Source organism: Salinispora pacifica CNR114, assembly GCF_000514775.1.
GTDB classification, from domain to species: Bacteria; Actinomycetota; Actinomycetes; order Mycobacteriales; family Micromonosporaceae; genus Micromonospora; species Micromonospora pacifica.
Window position 1 is genome coordinate 39344 of record NZ_AZWO01000004.1, and the last position, 16012, is coordinate 55355.

The window sequence follows — 16012 nt, forward strand, 5'->3', positions numbered from 1 at the left end:
GTCGTGCGGGCATTCCGCCCGCGAGAGGTCGTACCGTCAGGTCGGCGGCCGGGTGGCTCGTGCGAGTAGCAGGCTCACGTTCTGCCCCCCGAAACCGAAGGAGTTGGTCAGCGCATAGCCGGTCTCGGTCGCCCGGGGCTCCTTACGGATGTGATCAGCCGGGCACGCCGGGTCCGGGTCGTCGAGGTTCCAGGTCGGCGGCAGCAGGCCCCGCCCGAGTGCCAGGGCGGTCGCCGCCGTCTCCAGCACTCCGGAGGCTCCGAGCAGGTGGCCGGTGAGCGCCTTGGTGGAGCTGACCGGCACCCCGTTCGCGCCGAAGACCTCGGTGAGTGCCGTGGTCTCGGCGATGTCGCCGAGTGTGGTCCCGGTGCCGTGCGCGTTGACATAGCCGACTTCGGCCACCGGCACCCGGCCGCCGGCGAGCGCCCGGCGGATGGACTCCGCCGCGCCGGTGCCGTCGGGCCGGGGCGCGGTCGGATGATAGGCGTCGGTCGTCACGCCGTAGCCGGCGATCTCCGCGTACCCGGTGGCGCCCCGGGCCGCGGCGTGCGCGGCGTTCTCCAACACCAACAACGCCGCTCCTTCGGCGAGTACGAACCCGTTGCGGCGAAGGTCGAACGGTCGGCTGGCCGCCGTCGGGTCGGCCCACCCGCGGGCGAGGGCCCGGGCGTTGCCGAAGGTGTCTGCGAAGGTCGGGAAGAGGGGTGCCTCGCTGGCCCCGCAGAGCACCACGTCGGCCTCACCGGTCTGGAGCAACCGAACGGCGTCGGCGACCGCCTGGACACCGGAGGCGCAGGCGGTGCCGACCGAGGAGCTGTACCCCCGAATGCCGTGCCGGATCGCGATCCGGGCCGACGGCATGTTCGGCAGTACCCCGGTGAGCAGGTACGGGCTGACTCCCGCTCGCCCCCGGGCCGCCCGGGTGAGTACCTGCGTCTCCAGGGTGGACAGCCCGCCGACTCCGCCGACGATGACCGCCGCCCGCTCCGCGGCAACGTCCCGGCCCACCTCGACACCGGCGTCGGCGAGGGCGTCCGCGGCGGTGAGGAGGGCCAGCAGCACGATCCGGTCCAGCACCCTGGTGTCCGGACCGGACGAGACCGACCGCGGGTCGATCGCCGGCAGCAGCCCGGCCACCTCCAGGCTTCCGGCGGCAGGGTGGTCGGCCGGCGGACGGGCCAGCCCGGAGCGGCCGGTGCACAGCGCCTCGAAGGTGGCCTCCACCCCGCGGCCCAGCGGGGTGTACAGACCCATCCCGGTGATGACCACGCTCATCGGGACGCCTCGCTCAGGTAGCGTTCCCGCAGCGCCACCTTGCGGACCTTGCCCGTCACCGTGACCGGGAGCTCGGCGGAACGGACCGGAACCACCCGCCGTAGGGTCGCCCCGACCTCACCACCCAGCGCCTCCCGCACCGCCGCGGTGCGGTCCGTCGTCTCGTCCGCGCCGGTGGCCAGTTCCAGCAGCACGTCGGTGACGACACCGGCCGGCTCACGCACCATGACCACCGTGCAGTCGGTGACATCGGGGCAGGCGGCGAGAATCCGTTCCTCGGAGAGCGCGGTGTAGAAGCGCTTCCCGTCGACCGAGTCGACCGAGTCGACCGCCCGGTCCAGGTGGTAGTACCAGCCGTCGGCGTCGGCGTAGACCAGGTCCCCGGTCAGGTACCAGCCGCGCTGTCGGTAGCGGTGGGTGGTGACCGAGTCGTTCCAGTAGCCGCGGAACAGCGATGGCGAGTCGATACCCAGCCAGCCGGCCTCGCCCGTGGGCACCGGCTCGCCCGCCGCGTCCAGGACGGCGACCTTCGTGAACCGGTACGGCCGGCCGATGCACCGTCCGTACCGCTCGGTCTCCTGGGTGTGGGTGATGTGGAACACGGAGTGTCCCATCTCGGAGGAGCCGAGACCGTCGATGAACACCGATCCCGGCACCCGGGTGACCCCGGTACGGGTCATCACGTCCCGGGAGCCAACCGCCACCAGGCGCCGGATGTGCGGCTCGTGCGACGAGTCACCGGTGTTGAACCACAGCCGTACCGAGTCCAGGTCGTACCCGGCCAGCTCGCACCGGGCCAGCTCGGCCCAGGTGACCGAGAAGCCGAACACCCCGTCTGGGCGCCAGCGCTGGATGGCGTCGAGAACCCGCTCTCCACCTTGTTCGGAGAGGAGGAGCATCTCCGTACGGTTACCGAGCACCTGGTTGACCATGAGCACGGTGGCGGTGTGCGGGGCGGGCAGGGCACTCAGGATCCGGCTGGTGCCCTGCGCCTGCGGCATGCTCAGCAGGTGCCGGGTCGCCGCGAAGAGGCTGGCGTGCGAGTGCAGCACCGCCTTCGGCACTCCGGTGGTGCCGGACGTGTGGGTGATCACGATCGGGTCGTCCGGGTGGTGCCGGTAGTGGGCGGGCGCCGCGTCCGGGTCACCGCTACCGGCCTCGGCCGGCGTGCCCAGCACGGGGACCCCAAGGTCATGTCCGGTGAGCAGCGTGCGGTGTGCCTCGTCGGCGAGCACCGCGACGCCACGCAACCGCCGGATGTACTCGGCGGCGATGGTCGGCGGCAACTGCCCGTTCATCAGCGCCGGGATCGCGCCGAGCCGGGTCAGCGCGAGGTAGCTCAGCACCATGTCCGCGACCGCGGTGGCCCAGACCGCCACCGGGTCGCGGGGGCCGATGCCCCGTTCGTGCAGCCAGGCGGCCCGGGCTGCCACTCGGCGGTCGAGCTGTCCCAGCGTGAGTGTCGTCTCGGCGGGATGCCCGTCCAGCGGTGTGTCGAACGTCAGGCAGGGCGTGTCCGGGTCGGCGCCGTGCGCCAGTACCCGCTCGAGCACGTTCCCGGCGCCAACATGGTTGTCGGCGGCGAGCAGCCCACGGATTCCCCTGGGTTTCATGGTCGCTCCTCCCTCCAGCAGCACGGCGACGGCTGACTCCGCATCACCGTCGTCCGGTGCCGTGTCGATCAGGATCAGCAACACCGCGTCGGCATCGCCGTCGTACAGCAACAGGTCGGCCTCGGCGAACCCGGCCGCCTGCGGGTCGCCGGTCGGCGCGAGGCAGACCACCGGTCCACCCAGCCCCCAGCGGGCGGCCAACTGGCCGGCCACACTGTTCGGCACCGACTGGAAGAAAAACAGTGGTCCCGGCCGACGGTCAGCGGCCACCGCCGCTTTCACGTAGGCCGCACTGGCCTCGTCACCGGTCGGGCTGACCAGCACGATCGCGGTGCGCTCCCCGTCGACGGCCGGTGCCGCCCGGTATGCCCGGCGCAGGCACCGATCCGCCACCGCCGCCACCAGCGGGTTGAACGCCGAGTGGACGAATCCTGGTAGCGGTGGCAACGCGCCGTCGCCCGGTTCCGGCCAGACCGCCCGGGCCCGGACGGTCGGTCCACCCAGGCCGGTCACATCGCACCCAGCAGCAGCGCGGTGCTCGCGCCGCCGAAGGCGGCGTTGAGGGTGAGCGCGTAGCCGGTGGCCGCCGGTCGGGGCGCGTCCCGGATGACATCGAGCGGGCAGTTCGGGTCCGGCCCGAGCCAGCCGGCGTTCGTCGGCAGCTCGCCGCGCCGCAGCGCGAGCACCGTCACCACCAGTTCCAGCAGGCCAGACGCCTCCAGGGCATGCCCGTGCAGAGCCTTGGTGGAGCTCACCGGCACCCGCTCGGCCTGCGGGCCCAGGGCGGTCCGCAGCGCCACCGCCTCGGCCGCGTCGCCCGGCCCGGACCCGGTGGCGTTGGCGTTGACGTAGCTGATGTCCGCTGGGTCACGACCGGCGCGGGCCAGCGCGGCGGTGATCGCCCGGGCCAGGCCGCGGCCCTTCGGCTCTGGCTGACAGGGGTGGAAGGCGTCACTCGCCCGCCCCCAGCCGAGGAGGCCGGCGATCGGTTGCCCGGCGATGTCAGCACGTTCCAACACCACCGCCGCCACTCCGTCGCCGAGCAGCAGGCCGGTCCGCCCGGCGCTGAACGGACGCACCGTCGCGTCGGTGGCGAGCGCCCTACCGACGTCGAAGAGGGCGTACTGGTCGGGCTCGACCAGGTAGCCGGCGGCGACTACCGCCCGGTTGACCTCGCCGCGACGCAGCAACACCGCCGCGTCGGCGACCGCGTTGGTTCCCGAGACACACGCCGTGGTGTACGTACGCACGGCGGGGAAGCCGGTGGCCGCGGCGAGACCCGCGCTCAAGGCCGGTATGGACCTCCCGCCGTGCACCGCGAGCAGCAGTGCCGCCTCAGCCCGGTGCGATGCGGTGAGCCCTGCCGACCGGCACGCCGCGGTCACCGCCTCGGTCAGTTCGTCGGCGAGCGGGCCGGTGTCCGGCAGGGTGGCCGCCGCCTTGACCCGCCGGGGGCGGGTGTCGAACCGGCTGACCGGTCGGAACGCGGGGATTCCGGCTAGTACCCCGGTCAACTGTGCCTCGGCACCCCGACCGAGTGCACTGGTCGCGTGGACACCGGTGAGGAGAACATCGGCCGACTCAACCATCGGCGGCGGCCAGGGCGTTCTGGAAGATCACCAGTGCGTCGTCAACGGTGCGGATCCCGGCGAGTTGGTCGTCGGTGAGGTCGAGCCGCCGGCCATAGCGCTGCTCGACCATGTGTACAAGCCAGGCCAGCTCCATCGAGCCGATCCGGTCGGGCTGGTCGGTGGATCGGTGGGTGAGCTGGGCGAGCATGGCCACCAGGTCGCCACGCCCGAGGTCGGGCTGACCGGCCATCAGGATTGGTCGCCCGGCGCCCCGGCAACCCGGTTGGCGACCATCGTGGTGAACTCGCCCACCGTCATCAGGGCGAGCTTCTCCGACTCCTCCTCGGCGAACGTCAGTCCGTACTGGTCCTCGACCCGGACAGCCAGGTCGGCGAGGGCCAGTGACTCCAGGTCCACCCCAGCAGGCCCGAGAGTGGCATCGTCGTCGATTCCCTCCACGTCGTAGTTCATGTCGGTGAGTTGCTCGACGACGAAGGCGCGGATCTCGGCTCTCATGGTTAACCTCTCTCCGTGAACCTGTCACCGGTGTCCGGTCGGGACACCGTTTTCGTGTGGATCGGTCGGGGTACTGGCGATCAGCCGGCCTCAGCCGAGCGGCTGCTGCGGCAGGCGGCTGCTGGGGTGCTGGGCTGTCCGGAGGCGGACCTCGTGGTGACCCACCGGCCCGGCGCGGCTGCACTGGTCACCCGGGACACCGGCCCGGGTGACCAGCTCGTCGTGCCGGCGAGTGTGAGCCGCGGCGGTGGCGTGACCGTGGTCGCCGTGCGGACCGGCGGGCCGGTGGGGGTGGACGTCGAGCGGTGCCGCCAGTTGCCCGCGCTGGGCCTGGCCCGCCGCTGGTACAGCCCGGCCGAGGTGGCTTGGCTCGCCGCCCGCCCCGAACCGGGCCGCAGTCGGGACTTCCTGCGGTTGTGGACCGCGAAGGAGGCCGTCGGCAAGGCGCTCGGCCTCGGTCTGCGCGCTGGCGGTCCGCGCCGGCGGATGCCGGTCCCCGGCCCCGGACGGATGCGCCCGGTGCCGGCTGTCACCGATGTCTGGGTCGGCCATCCCCACTGCCCCGGGACGCTGCTCCTGGCGGTAGCGGTGGTCGGCGGCGAAGCGGAGATGGTGGTCGTCGGGGAGGCGGAGCGGCCCGGTCACGACGTCCCCGCCGTCCGCAGCGTCTCCACCGAGCGGACCAGCTTGCCGGTGGTCGTGCGGGGAAGCTGTTCGAGCAACCGCAGGGTGCGGGGCCGCTTGTAGCTGGCCAACCGCTCGGCGAGCTGCTGATCCAGGGTCTCCTCGGCTAGCGTGCCCACCGGCTGCACGTACGCGGTGATGCCGTCATCCCAGACCACCACCGCGGCGGCGACCCCCGGTAGCTCGGCGACCGTGTTCTCCACCTCGGTGAGGTCGACCTTCATCCCGCCGACCGAGACCTGGGAGTCGAGCCGGCCGCGGATGGTCACCAGGCCGCTGTCCGGGTCCACGGTGCCCGCGTCCCGGGTGTGTAGCCAGCCTTCGGACCAGCGAGACGGGTCGGTGTGGCCGAGGTACGGGGAGGCGGGACAGCTCACCCGCAGCTCACCGGCGACCGCACGAACATCGATACCGGGGGCGGGGATGATCCCCGGCCGGTGTTGTCCATGCAGGTCGGTGCCGATGACGCCAACCTCGGTCATCCCATACATGTTGCCCAGCGGCACACCGAACCGATCGGTGAAGGAGTGGACCGTGCTGGCCGGAACCAGTTCCCCACCGGTGATCATCCGGGCGAACATCGGTAGTGGCCGGTCGAGCTGGGTCGCGGCCAGAAGTCCGATATGGAATGGCACGCCGAGGACGGTGGCCGGGCTGTCGGCTGCGCCGATCGCATCGAGCACCGCCGCGCCGCTGAGTCGTTCTGGTGGGACCAGTTCGACGCCGGCGTGCAGCCCGTAGAGCAGACCACCGACGAGGCCGAGCACATGCACCATGGACGGCAGCAGGATGAGTCGTTCGCCGGGTAGGGCCACACCGTCGAGCTGGGTGTAGCGACGCACCTCAGCGACCAGGTCGGCGGCGGTCCGACCGATAACCTTGGCGGGTCCGGTGGAGCCGGAGCTGAGTTGGATCACCGCGTGGGCGGTGGCGGCTGGGCGGTCGCCGTACGGAGTGACCCCCTCGGTGACCTCGACGAAGACTCGTAGTGCGCCGCCACCGGTGTGGACCGGCGCCACAACCGCCTGCGGGGTGAGCCGCCGTAGTGCGCGGTCGACCTCGTGGTCGGTGAGTCGATGGTCCAGCAGGATGGCCTGGGCACCGCTCCGCCAGGTGGCGAGCAGGTGCACCACGTACGCCAGGGACGGCGGCAGCCGTAGCGCGACGGCGCCCCCGGGGCGCAGTCCAGCAGCGCGGAGGTGGGTCTGCGCCTCGGTGACCAGCCGGTGTAACGTGCCCCGGTCAACCGGGTCGGGGAGCCGGAAGCAGACGTCGGCCGGATTGCCGGTAAACAGAAAATCGTCTACCCAGTCGGGATCGGTCACATCGGAATCGCGGGACGAGGGGTTCCCATTCACTGCCGTTCACCGCCCAGCACAAATAAGGGCATTCCTGCCCTTGAGGGGTTCCACTGAGATGCTGCGGCCGACCCTACGGCAGACTCCAGAGCCGCTGACAGGTGCGAAAGGATAGATCAAAAAAAGCGGCTGGCCGGATTGCCGGCAACCACTTCGCCGTGCAATATCGCGCGCGCGCCTCCCGCACCAAAACCAACGGGTGACCCTGCATGCGTTAGGAGGACCCTCAACGCCCCGAACGCATGATGCGCCTGCGCCCACGACGGTCTTCCCCGCCGATCGCGCTCATGCGGGGATACCGCATGAGCAAATAGGACATACATTCCTCCACACCTATTGCCCAAAATAGGCCGGGTACCGGCTGCCGCTAGCGATTTCCGACAACATCACCCCGCCACCGCGCGCGGTTCCCGGCCGCCATTCTGGCCGGGTTGTTCGCAATTCGGCCTACCTCCGCTGCCGAGGGGTGGCCCGACGTGCGGCCGTACCGACGGGTGGTTCGGGTCAACTCGCGGGGGTAGGTCTCGATCGTCACGAGCTGGGGCCGTCCGGCAGGGGGTAGAGCCCAAGGGGGTACGCGTGGACCGTCGAGGGGCGGACGCCGCGACCCTGCCGTGACGCTGGCGCCCGCCCTGCCCGTCGATGCGACGGACCATCGCGTCGGGCCACGCGTCGACCGGTGACTCGCACCGCCAACGCGAGGTGTCAAGGCCGATGCCGGCCGGGCATCCCGCACCCACCGGAGTGCGGGCTGACCGCGATGCCGTCAGGGTAGGGTGGGAGTCTGGGCAAGAATGTGGAAGCGCAGGGAGCGGGCATCGGTGAAGCACTCCCGCATCGGGCGAACCAGGTCGCGGTGCTCCGGGCTTCGCTCCCACGCCTCGAAGTCCGCCAGACTCGCCCACTCGCTGGTGATCAACCACTGCTCCGGGTCCGCCGCCGACCGACACACCTGATCAACCCGGTGTCCCGGCACCCCGTCTGCGACGAGGTGGCGCACCGCCTCGTACGCGGCCAGGAACGCCTCCGTCCGTTCCGCTGGCACCCGCACCAGAAACACCACCCGCCCTCCGGCCATACCGGTGCCAGGCCGGGCCGAGGCATTCCGTTCGTCCAGTTCGGTCACTGCTCACCGCCGTCACTGGGCGCCGCCCCCAGCAGGACCAGCGCACTGTTGAACCCGTCGAAACCGCGGGCACAGACCAGCGACAACCGGTTCACCGGCTGTCGCTGCTCCCGCAGGAAGTCCAGCTCGCACCCGGGCGCGACCTCGTCTGGCCCGGCGGACGCGGGCAACGTGTCATGGGCGAAGGCGAGCAACGCGGTCGCCACGTCCAAGGCGGCTCCCCCCTGGTGAGCCCGCCCGGTCAGCGACTTCTGCGTGGTGACCGGGGGCAGCCGGTCGCCAAAGACAGCGCGCAACGCGATCGCCTCACTGCGGTCGTAGCGCGGCACCCCCAACGCGTCGGGCACCACCACGTCGACCGCGTCCGCGCCGACCCCGGCCCGGTCCAGCGCCAGCCGCATCGCCCGGGCGTACTGCACCGGGTCGCCCGCCGTGTCCGTGGTGGTGTGCGCGCCGTCGTGGGTGGCGCCCCACCCCATCACCTCCCCGTAGATCCGGGCCCCTCGGGCCAGGGCATGGCCCAACTCCTCCACGACAAAAACCGCACCCCCCTCGGCCGGCAGGTAGCCCCTCGCCGCCGCGTCGAACGGTCGGTACGCCCGCTCCGGGTCCGCCCCCTCGCTGAGCATCCCGGAGGCGAGCTGACAGGCGAGCGCGTACGGGCTCAACGGGCACTCGGTCGCCCCCGCTATCACCACCGGGGTCCCCCGGCGGACCGCCCGGGCGGCATGCGCCAGGCTGTCCAACCCGCCGGCGGTCTCGGACACCAACACCCCGCACGGCCCCTTGAACTGGTGGTGGATCGAGAGCTGACCGACGCTGGCGGCGTAGAACCAGGCGATCGACTGGTACGCCCCGACCGTCCGGGTGGACCCGCCCCACAACCGTTGCAGCTCCCGCTGCCCGAACAGGTTCCCCCCGGACGAACTGGCCAGGGCGACCGCGTAGCCGTACGGGTCCGGGGCCCGCAGCGGCAGCCCCGCGTCGGCCAGGGCCAGCCGGGTGGCGGCGAACCCGAGGTGCGTCCACCGGTCGGTCTGCACCAGCCGGCGGTTGTCGGCATAGCCGGCGGCGTCGAATCCCGACACCTCACCGCCGAAGCGGGTCGGGTAGCTGGAGGGATCGAACAGGGTGATCGGCCCGGTGCGGCGGGTTCCGGTACGCACCGTCTGCCAGTGCGCGTCCACGCCGACACCGCTCGGCGCGACCACCCCGATCCCGGTCACCACCGCCCGCGCGGTCACGACGTCACCGCCGACAACCGCCGAAACACCATCGCCGACTGGAAGCCGCCGAATCCACTGCCGACCGACAACGCCACGTCTACCGGCAGCTCCCGCGCCTCGTTCGGCACATAGTCCAGGTCGCACTCCGGGTCGCGGGTCGCCCAGTTCGCCGTCGGCGGTACCACGCCGAACTCGATGGCCAGCGCGCAGGCGGCCATCTCGATCGAACCGATCGCACCGAGCGAGTGCCCCACCATCGATTTGATCGAACTGATCGGCACCCGGTACGCGACCTCGCCGAGCGCCCGTTTGAACGCGGCGGTCTCATGCCGATCGTTCTGTCGGGTTCCGGAGCCATGGGCACTGATGTAGGAGACCTGGTCGGCCCGGATCCGCCCCTGGCCCAGCGCGTCGGTGATGGCGAGCCCCATCTCCAGCCCATCCGGACGGAGCCCGGTCATGTGGTAGCCGTTGCTGCGGCTGGCGTACCCGGCGACCTCGCAGTAGATGTGCGCGCCCCGCCGCCGAGCCCGCTCCTCCTCCTCCAACACCAACACCGCGGCGCCCTCGGCGAGGACGAAGCCGTGCCGGTCGGCGTCGAACGGGCGGGAGGCGTGCTCCGGGTCGTCGTTGTCGGGGCTGGTGGCCTGGATAGCGTCGAACGAGGCGACGGTAACCGGGGAGATCGGCGAGTCAGCGGCACCGGTCAGCACCACGTCGGCCTCGCCGTCAACGATGAGCTGATGGGCGTATCCGATCGCGTCGATGCCGGACGTACAGCCCGTGGAGACCACCTGGACCGGGCCGTGCAGCCCGTACCGGCAGGCCACGTCGGCGGCGAGGCTGCTCGGCACCAACGCCTGGTACAGGTACGGGCCACCCCGGGCGGCGTCAACCAGCCAGTTCCGGCCGCCGTCGCTGACCGTGACGTACTCCTGTTCCAGCGCCATTGTCCCGCCGACGGCGGTGCCCAGGACCACGCCGGTGTGTTCCCGGAGCGCGTCGGTGAATTCCAGGCCGGCGTCAACGACGGCCTCGGCCGCGCAGGCGAGCGCGAACTGCACGTATCGGTCAGCACGCCGCTGTTCGGGAATGCTGAGGCCGGCGGCAACCGGCTCGAAGTCGCACTCGGCGGCGATTCGCGACCGGAACGGCGACGGGTCGAAGAAGGAGATCCGCCGGGTCGCCGTACGCCCCTCGGTGATCGTCTTCCAGAACCTGTCCCGAGTGGCGCCACCCGGCGCGACCACCCCGACGCCGGTCACCACCGAGCGGCGCCCGGTCACGGTGCCACTCCGATCTTCGCGCTCATGACCCACCTCGTTGCGTGACGAGTTCGGTGTCGACGTGGCCCAGCTCGGGGCGCGGGGCGAGCGGACCGAGGTGGAACACGACCTCGGCGTCCACAGTCCCGGTGTTGCGCAGCCGATGCCGGACATTGATCGGTACGAAGAGCGCCTCGCCGGTTGCCAGCGAGACCGGCGCGTCGTCCAGGTCAACGGTGATCGCACCCCGGGCGACGTAGAGGAACTCCTCGCTGTAGGGGTGGTAGTGCTCGGCGATCCGCTCCCCCGGTCGCAGCGTCGCCACACCCATGAACCCCGAGGTGCTGCCGACGGTACGCGGGCCGAGCAGCACCCGCAGCTCACCGCCGCGGCGGGTGTCGGCGGCCACGTCCGCCGCGGCCACCACCCCGGGCTCCCGCTCACTCATCCCCGGCTCCCGTCTCCTGCGCGGCCCGCCGCTCGATCTTCTCCTTGATCACCGCGAGCTGCACCGCGCTGTTGGCGTTGATCCGGTCGGTCATCTCAGCGTTGTTCAACGGGGCGGTGGGCTTCATGGCGAAGTCCTGCGTCCAGATCATCCGGGTACCATCGGCCTCCTCGACGTAGCGCCAGTGGATCCGCATGTACTCGAACGGCCCCGGCTCCACCCGCTGCGCGTGGACCTCCCGCCCCTCCGGGTCGGCCGTGCGCTCGCTGACCCAGCTCCAGGCGATCCCGTTCTCGTCGGGGTGCATGGTGAGCCGGAACCGGACGGTGTTCCCCTCCTGCTGCAGGATCTCGGCCACCGCGTACTCGGTGAACAGGTCGGGCCAACCGGCGACGTCGTTGGTGACCTTCCAGACCAGCGGTAGGGGGGCGGCGATCAGGATCTCGTTCTCGGTGTGCCCGGCCGGCTCGACGCGGCGGGCGACCAGATCCGCGACGCCCGCGATGCTGAGCTGCCCGGTCTCCTCGGGGATGCGCACCTGCCAGCGGTCGGCGACCACGGCGGAGAGCTCAAGCAGGGCGAGCGAGTCCATGCCCAGCTCCTCCAGCGAGGCGGCCGGGGTGCGGGCGGCGTCGTCGGGGTTGAGCCCGCAGTGTGCTACCAGGATGTCGGTGATGTCGGCGGCCAGTGGGCGGCCGTCGGTGACGGTCATGCGTTCCTCCTCGATTGGGTGGGCAGGTCAGCGAGTAGCGTCTCGACCAGACCGGTGCAGTGGCGGCCCTTACGGAATCCGGCGTCGTCGAGCACCCGCCGGACGAACGGGATGGTGGTGTGGACGCCGGGGCCGGCGACGTCGAACTCGCCGAGCGCACGTTCCAGCCGGTTCAGGGCCAACTCCCGGTCCGGGGCCCAGACCGCCACCTTGGCCAGGAGCGAGTCGTAGTGGGGGCCGACGACGTAGCCGGGATACCCGTGGGTGTCAACCCGGGTGAAGGGGCCACCCGGGGGGACGAACCGCTCCAGTCGGCCGGGAGTCGGTACGAAGTTCCGGTCGGGATCCTCGACGTTGACCCGGCACTCGACCGCCACCCCGTGTGGCACGATCTCCTCCTGCCGCCACCGCAGCGTCCCGCCGGCGGCCAGGTGCAGCTGCTCGTGCACCAGGTCGATTCCGGTGACCATCTCGGTGACCGGGTGCTCCACCTGGATCCGACAATTGATCTCCAGGAAGTGGAACTGTTCCGCCGGGTCAACCAGGAACTCCACCGTCCCGGCGCCGGTGAAGCCGACCTCCAGCGCGCCGCGTAACGCGCTGTCGGCGATCGCTTCCAGGGCGGTCGTGGACAGGGCCGGGGCGGGCGCCTCCTCGACGAGCTTCTGGTGTCGGCGCTGCACCGAGCAGTCCCGGGTCCCCAGGTGCACTCCGTTGCCGTGGCTGTCGCAGAGCACCTGCACCTCGACGTGCCGGGCGTTGCCGAGGTACCGCTCGACGTACACCCGGTCGTCGCCGAAGGCCACCTGGGCGGCGGCCCGGGTTCGGGCGTACGCCCGCGGCAGCTCGGCCGGTGTGGGGACGACGGTCATCCCCCGCCCACCACCCCCGGCGGCGGCTTTCACGATCACCGGATAGCCGACCTCGGCGGCGACCCGGGCGGCGTCGGCGGCGGTCGGCACCGGTGCGATGCTGCCCGGTGGCAGCGGCAGGCCGGCGCGGCTCATCAGCGCCCGAGCGGACGACTTGTCCGCCAGCGCGGCCATCACCTGCGGCGGCGGACCCACGAAGGCGAGACCGTTGTCGGCGCAGATCTCGGCGAAGTCGGCGTCCTCGGAGAGGAAGCCGTAGCCGGGGTGCACCGCCTGCGCCCCCACCAGGCGGGCGGCCTCGACGATGGCCGCGGGGTTCAGGTAACTGCGGCGGCTCGCCGCCGGTCCGATCAGGACCGCCTCGTCGGCGAGCCGCACCGCGGTCGAGTCGGCGTCCGCCGTGGAGTAGACCACCGCGGTACGGATGCCCAACTCGCGGCAGGCGCGCAGCACGCGCAGCGCGATCTCACCCCGATTGGCGATGAGTACCTTGCCGAACATCAGCCCACCCGCCTCAGACCGGATCCACCGCGAGCAGCGGCTGGTCGTACTCCACCGGTTGACCATCGTCGACGAGGACCTCGGCGATACGCCCGGCCCGATCGGCGGTCACCTCATTCATCAGCTTCATCGCCTCGACGATGCCGACGACCTGGCCGGGGTGGACCCGGTCGCCGACGGCGACGAACGGCGCCGCGCCGGGCTCCGGCGCCCGGTAGAAGGTCCCGACGATCGGTGACCGCACCGTGTGCCGAGCTACGGGTACGGCTGCTGGTTGCGGGGGGACGACCGGCGGCGCGGCGAGAAGCGGTTGCGGGGGGACGACCGGCGGCGCGGCGAGGACCGGTTGCGGGGGAGGTTGTCCAATGTCACCCACCGCGTGCCACTCCACCTCCAGGATCGCGTCGCCGTTGCCCAGCCGGATCCGCCGGATCGGCCCGGCCAACTCGGCGAGGAGTTCCCGGGCCTGACGGCGCAGGTCGGTCAGCGCGACGTCCGCCGGAACGTTGGATACCGCGGCCGCCGTGGCGTCGAGGGCCCCGCCGGACCGTGGTTCCAGGTCCGCCGCCGCGTCACCGTTGAGGATCGTGACGCCGGCCGGCGCCAGGTCGGCGCTCATCGGGCACCCGCCCTGGCTCCGAGGCCGGCGGCACCGAACCGACGGAACCGCCGCCTTCGGCGGCGAACCAGGGTCGCGGTCGGCACGTCGAGCAACGGCACCAGGTGCGCCAGCACCGCCTCCCGCACCGCCTGCATGGCGGCCGGTGGGTCGTGGTGCGCGGCCGGCGCCGGTTCCGGCACCACCCCGTCCACCACCCCGAGCCGACGGAGGTCGGCGCTGGTCAGCCGTAGTGCGCGGGCCGCCTGCGGGGCCGCGGACCGGTCTGGCCAGAGAATCGCAGCACACCCCTCGGGGCTGATCACCGAGTAGACGGCGTGTTCCAGCATCAGCACCCGGTCGGCGACCGCGAGCGCCAGCGCACCACCGCTGCCGCCCTCGCCGGTGATCACCGCGACGACCGGGGTCGGCAGCATCGTCAGGGTCAGGATGTTCTCCGCGATCGCCGCAGCCTGGCCCTGCTCCTCCGCGCCCACTCCCGGGTCAGCGCCCGGGGTGTCCACGAGGGTGACGACGGGCAGCCCCCACCGCGCGGCCAGCCGGAGCAGCCGGAGCGCCTTCCGGTGCCCGGCCGGGCTCGCCATTCCGAAGTTGCGGGACATCAGATCGGCGGTCGTGTGGCCCTTCTGGTGGCCGACCACCAGGACCGGCCGGCCGGCCAGTTCGGCCAGCCCGCCGACGACCGCCGGGCAGTCCGCGCCCAGCCGGTCACCGTGCAGCTCGACGAAGCTGTCGAAGGCCGTCTCCAGATAGTCCAGGGTGGTCGGGCGACCCGGGTGCCGGGCCAGCCGGACCGTCTCCCAGGCGTCCCGCTCGTCCGCGCCCTGCGTCGGCGGGCTGCTCACGGGTGGACCCTCCGGTTCGGGCCCGGCACCCACCGGTTCACGCCCGCCGGATGCGGCAGCTAGCAGCGTGGCGAGGCAACCGCGCAGGGCGTGCCGGGGTACCACCAGATCAACCTGGCCGTGCCGCAGCAGAAACTCGGCGGTCTGGAACCCGTCGGGCAGCTCCCGGCCGGTCACCTGGCGAATCACCCGAGGACCGGCGAAGCCCATCCGGGCACCGCTCTCGGCGACCACCACGTCGGTGTTGGTGGCGAACGAGGCGGCCACCCCGCCGTACGTGGGGTCGGTGAGCACACTGACGCTCGGCACCCCGGACTCGCGCAACGCGGCGACGGCCTGGCTGACCGTCGCCATCTGCATCAGCGACAGCACCCCTTCCTGCATCCGCGCTCCGCCGGAGGCGGTTACCACCACCAGCGGAACCCGGTCGGCGAGGGCACGCTCGGCGGCCCGGGTGATCAGCTCGCCGACCGCACACCCGAGGCTGCCGCCGAGGAAGCGGAAGTCCATCACGGCGATCACGCAACGGCTCCCGGTCACCGTGGCGGTACCGCAGACAACCGCCTCGGCCAGCCCGGTGCCACTGCGCGCGGCGGTGAGCCGATGGGGGTAGGGGAGCACGTCGACGAAGCCGATCGGATCCACCTCCGGCGCCTGGTCGGCGAGCGCGGTAAACGACCCGGGGTCCACCAGCTGCGCCAGGCGGGCCGGCGCGTCGAGCCGGGAGTGCGCGCCGCACTCCGGGCACACGTCCAGGTTCCGCCGCAGCCGTTTGCGGTACAGCAGGCTGGCGCAGCCGCCGCAGCGGGACCAGAGCTGCCCGCCCCGGGGCGTGGTCGGGTTCATGGCCGGTCTCCGGGAGCATCGAACCGGTACACGCACCGGGCCATCGCGTCTCGCGGCTCCCGCCAGGTCGGCAGGTACGGCGAGACGTACGGACGCAGCCGCTCACTGACCCGGACGAACTCCGGGTGATGGCGGGCCTCGGCGACCGCCGTCTCCCCCGGCAACTCCGTTTCCAGGAGGTGTAGATACAGGTCTTGCAGCCGGTACAGCGACCGGTGCTGGACCCCGGCCAGGCGAGGCAACTCGGTCGCGTCGGACTCGGCGAAGATCTCGGCGATCCGCTCCTCCGCGCTCGGGTCGACCTTCGCGACGATCAACGAACGCTCCATCGATGAACCTCCCCTAACGGCTGCGGACGCCGGCGGCGCCGTACGCCGAAAAGCCGGATGACTATGCGCACCATGGCCGCGCCACCGTCACCGGCGCGTCACCGGAGCCGTCCCCGGCCCAGAGTTTGGTGACGTTGCGTTGACGCTGACTGTGTAGGAGCTGTGACATGCAACCTGCACATAGTGGCCTATCCCCAGTTCAGAGC

At 71.8% G+C, this 16012-nt stretch carries 16 protein-coding genes and 1 pseudogene; 1 reads left to right on the plus strand and 16 read right to left on the minus strand.

Annotated elements, in window-relative coordinates; genetic code table 11:
- Nucleotides 1-36: 36 nt before the first annotated feature.
- From B118_RS0102345 to B118_RS0102370, 6 genes and pseudogenes are all read right to left on the minus strand, one after another.
- Nucleotides 37-1275, minus strand: a complete 1239-nt coding sequence (locus tag B118_RS0102345; RefSeq protein ID WP_018219517.1) for a beta-ketoacyl-[acyl-carrier-protein] synthase family protein — start codon at nucleotides 1273-1275, stop codon at nucleotides 37-39.
- Complete coding sequence (locus tag B118_RS0102350) at nucleotides 1272-2888, minus strand: class I adenylate-forming enzyme family protein (RefSeq protein WP_026270537.1); 1617 nt, start codon at nucleotides 2886-2888, stop codon at nucleotides 1272-1274. Before B118_RS0102350 ends, B118_RS0102345 begins: the two co-directional genes overlap by 4 nt.
- A gap of 111 nt (nucleotides 2889-2999) precedes the next feature.
- Nucleotides 3000-3401, minus strand: a pseudogene (locus B118_RS32125) (long-chain fatty acid--CoA ligase); the annotation flags it as partial.
- Nucleotides 3398-4477: a beta-ketoacyl-[acyl-carrier-protein] synthase family protein gene (locus B118_RS0102360; RefSeq protein ID WP_018810606.1), complete on the minus strand. Its 1080-nt coding sequence runs from the start codon at nucleotides 4475-4477 to the stop codon at nucleotides 3398-3400. The pseudogene B118_RS32125 and the gene B118_RS0102360, both read right to left, overlap by 4 nt.
- Entirely contained in the window at nucleotides 4470-4709 is a 240-nt protein-coding gene (locus tag B118_RS0102365) for a hypothetical protein (protein ID WP_018810605.1), read from the minus strand. The genes B118_RS0102360 and B118_RS0102365 overlap by 8 nt, the downstream gene beginning before the upstream one ends.
- Complete coding sequence (locus B118_RS0102370) at nucleotides 4709-4975, minus strand: acyl carrier protein (protein WP_018219513.1); 267 nt, start codon at nucleotides 4973-4975, stop codon at nucleotides 4709-4711. Before B118_RS0102370 ends, B118_RS0102365 begins: the two co-directional genes overlap by 1 nt.
- 15 nt (nucleotides 4976-4990) lie before the next feature.
- Here B118_RS0102370 and B118_RS29790 point away from each other — a divergent pair, with 15 nt between their 5' ends.
- A complete protein-coding gene (locus tag B118_RS29790; RefSeq protein ID WP_080644993.1) occupies nucleotides 4991-5722 on the plus strand; it encodes a 4'-phosphopantetheinyl transferase family protein in 732 nt (243 codons plus the stop codon).
- Here B118_RS29790 and B118_RS0102380 read toward each other — a convergent pair.
- From B118_RS0102380 to B118_RS0102425, 10 genes are all read right to left on the minus strand, one after another.
- A complete protein-coding gene (locus B118_RS0102380) occupies nucleotides 5617-7017 on the minus strand; it encodes a class I adenylate-forming enzyme family protein (RefSeq protein WP_026270532.1) in 1401 nt (466 codons plus the stop codon). The two genes, B118_RS29790 and B118_RS0102380, sit on opposite strands and share 106 nt — an antisense overlap.
- A 766-nt stretch (nucleotides 7018-7783) precedes the next feature.
- Complete coding sequence (locus B118_RS0102385; RefSeq protein WP_018810602.1) at nucleotides 7784-8143, minus strand: antibiotic biosynthesis monooxygenase family protein; 360 nt, start codon at nucleotides 8141-8143, stop codon at nucleotides 7784-7786.
- Nucleotides 8140-9387 carry a beta-ketoacyl synthase N-terminal-like domain-containing protein gene (locus B118_RS0102390; RefSeq protein WP_018219509.1) on the minus strand — a complete coding sequence of 416 codons (1248 nt, stop codon included), beginning with the start codon at nucleotides 9385-9387 and terminating at the stop codon, nucleotides 8140-8142. Before B118_RS0102390 ends, B118_RS0102385 begins: the two co-directional genes overlap by 4 nt.
- The gene (locus B118_RS0102395) at nucleotides 9384-10655 is read right to left on the minus strand and encodes a beta-ketoacyl-[acyl-carrier-protein] synthase family protein (protein WP_018219508.1); all 1272 of its coding nucleotides are present in this window, start codon (nucleotides 10653-10655) and stop codon (nucleotides 9384-9386) included. The genes B118_RS0102390 and B118_RS0102395 overlap by 4 nt, the downstream gene beginning before the upstream one ends.
- A gap of 22 nt (nucleotides 10656-10677) precedes the next feature.
- Nucleotides 10678-11082 (minus strand): cupin domain-containing protein, encoded by a 405-nt coding sequence (locus B118_RS0102400; protein ID WP_018219507.1) that lies wholly within the window; start codon nucleotides 11080-11082, stop codon nucleotides 10678-10680.
- Nucleotides 11075-11794, minus strand: coding sequence for an SRPBCC family protein (locus tag B118_RS0102405; RefSeq protein WP_018810600.1), 720 nt, complete (start codon nucleotides 11792-11794; stop codon nucleotides 11075-11077). The genes B118_RS0102400 and B118_RS0102405 overlap by 8 nt, the downstream gene beginning before the upstream one ends.
- Nucleotides 11791-13167, minus strand: a complete 1377-nt coding sequence (locus B118_RS0102410; RefSeq protein WP_018219505.1) for an acetyl-CoA carboxylase biotin carboxylase subunit — start codon at nucleotides 13165-13167, stop codon at nucleotides 11791-11793. Before B118_RS0102410 ends, B118_RS0102405 begins: the two co-directional genes overlap by 4 nt.
- Before the next feature lie 13 nt (nucleotides 13168-13180).
- Nucleotides 13181-13786, minus strand: a complete 606-nt coding sequence (gene accB, locus B118_RS0102415; protein ID WP_018219504.1) for an acetyl-CoA carboxylase biotin carboxyl carrier protein — start codon at nucleotides 13784-13786, stop codon at nucleotides 13181-13183.
- Nucleotides 13783-15477, minus strand: a complete 1695-nt coding sequence (locus tag B118_RS0102420; protein WP_027645683.1) for an acetyl-CoA carboxylase carboxyltransferase subunit alpha — start codon at nucleotides 15475-15477, stop codon at nucleotides 13783-13785. The genes accB and B118_RS0102420 overlap by 4 nt, the downstream gene beginning before the upstream one ends.
- The gene (locus tag B118_RS0102425; protein ID WP_018219502.1) at nucleotides 15474-15806 is read right to left on the minus strand and encodes a TcmI family type II polyketide cyclase; all 333 of its coding nucleotides are present in this window, start codon (nucleotides 15804-15806) and stop codon (nucleotides 15474-15476) included. The genes B118_RS0102420 and B118_RS0102425 overlap by 4 nt, the downstream gene beginning before the upstream one ends.
- Nucleotides 15807-16012 lie beyond the last annotated feature (206 nt).

Coding starts and splice junctions, on each gene's coding strand:
- B118_RS0102345 (WP_018219517.1), bottom strand. CDS start 1,275: ATGAGCGTGGTCATCACCGGGATGGGTCTGTACACCCCGCTGGGCCGC.
- B118_RS0102350 (WP_026270537.1), bottom strand. CDS start 2,888: ATGAAACCCAGGGGAATCCGTGGGCTGCTCGCCGCCGACAACCATGTT.
- B118_RS0102360 (WP_018810606.1), bottom strand. CDS start 4,477: ATGGTTGAGTCGGCCGATGTTCTCCTCACCGGTGTCCACGCGACCAGT.
- B118_RS0102365 (WP_018810605.1), bottom strand. CDS start 4,709: ATGGCCGGTCAGCCCGACCTCGGGCGTGGCGACCTGGTGGCCATGCTC.
- B118_RS0102370 (WP_018219513.1), bottom strand. CDS start 4,975: ATGAGAGCCGAGATCCGCGCCTTCGTCGTCGAGCAACTCACCGACATG.
- B118_RS0102400 (WP_018219507.1), bottom strand. CDS start 11,082: ATGAGTGAGCGGGAGCCCGGGGTGGTGGCCGCGGCGGACGTGGCCGCC.
- B118_RS0102405 (WP_018810600.1), bottom strand. CDS start 11,794: ATGACCGTCACCGACGGCCGCCCACTGGCCGCCGACATCACCGACATC.
- B118_RS0102410 (WP_018219505.1), bottom strand. CDS start 13,167: ATGTTCGGCAAGGTACTCATCGCCAATCGGGGTGAGATCGCGCTGCGC.
- accB (WP_018219504.1), bottom strand. CDS start 13,786: ATGAGCGCCGACCTGGCGCCGGCCGGCGTCACGATCCTCAACGGTGAC.
- B118_RS0102420 (WP_027645683.1), bottom strand. CDS start 15,477: ATGAACCCGACCACGCCCCGGGGCGGGCAGCTCTGGTCCCGCTGCGGC.
- B118_RS0102425 (WP_018219502.1), bottom strand. CDS start 15,806: ATGGAGCGTTCGTTGATCGTCGCGAAGGTCGACCCGAGCGCGGAGGAG.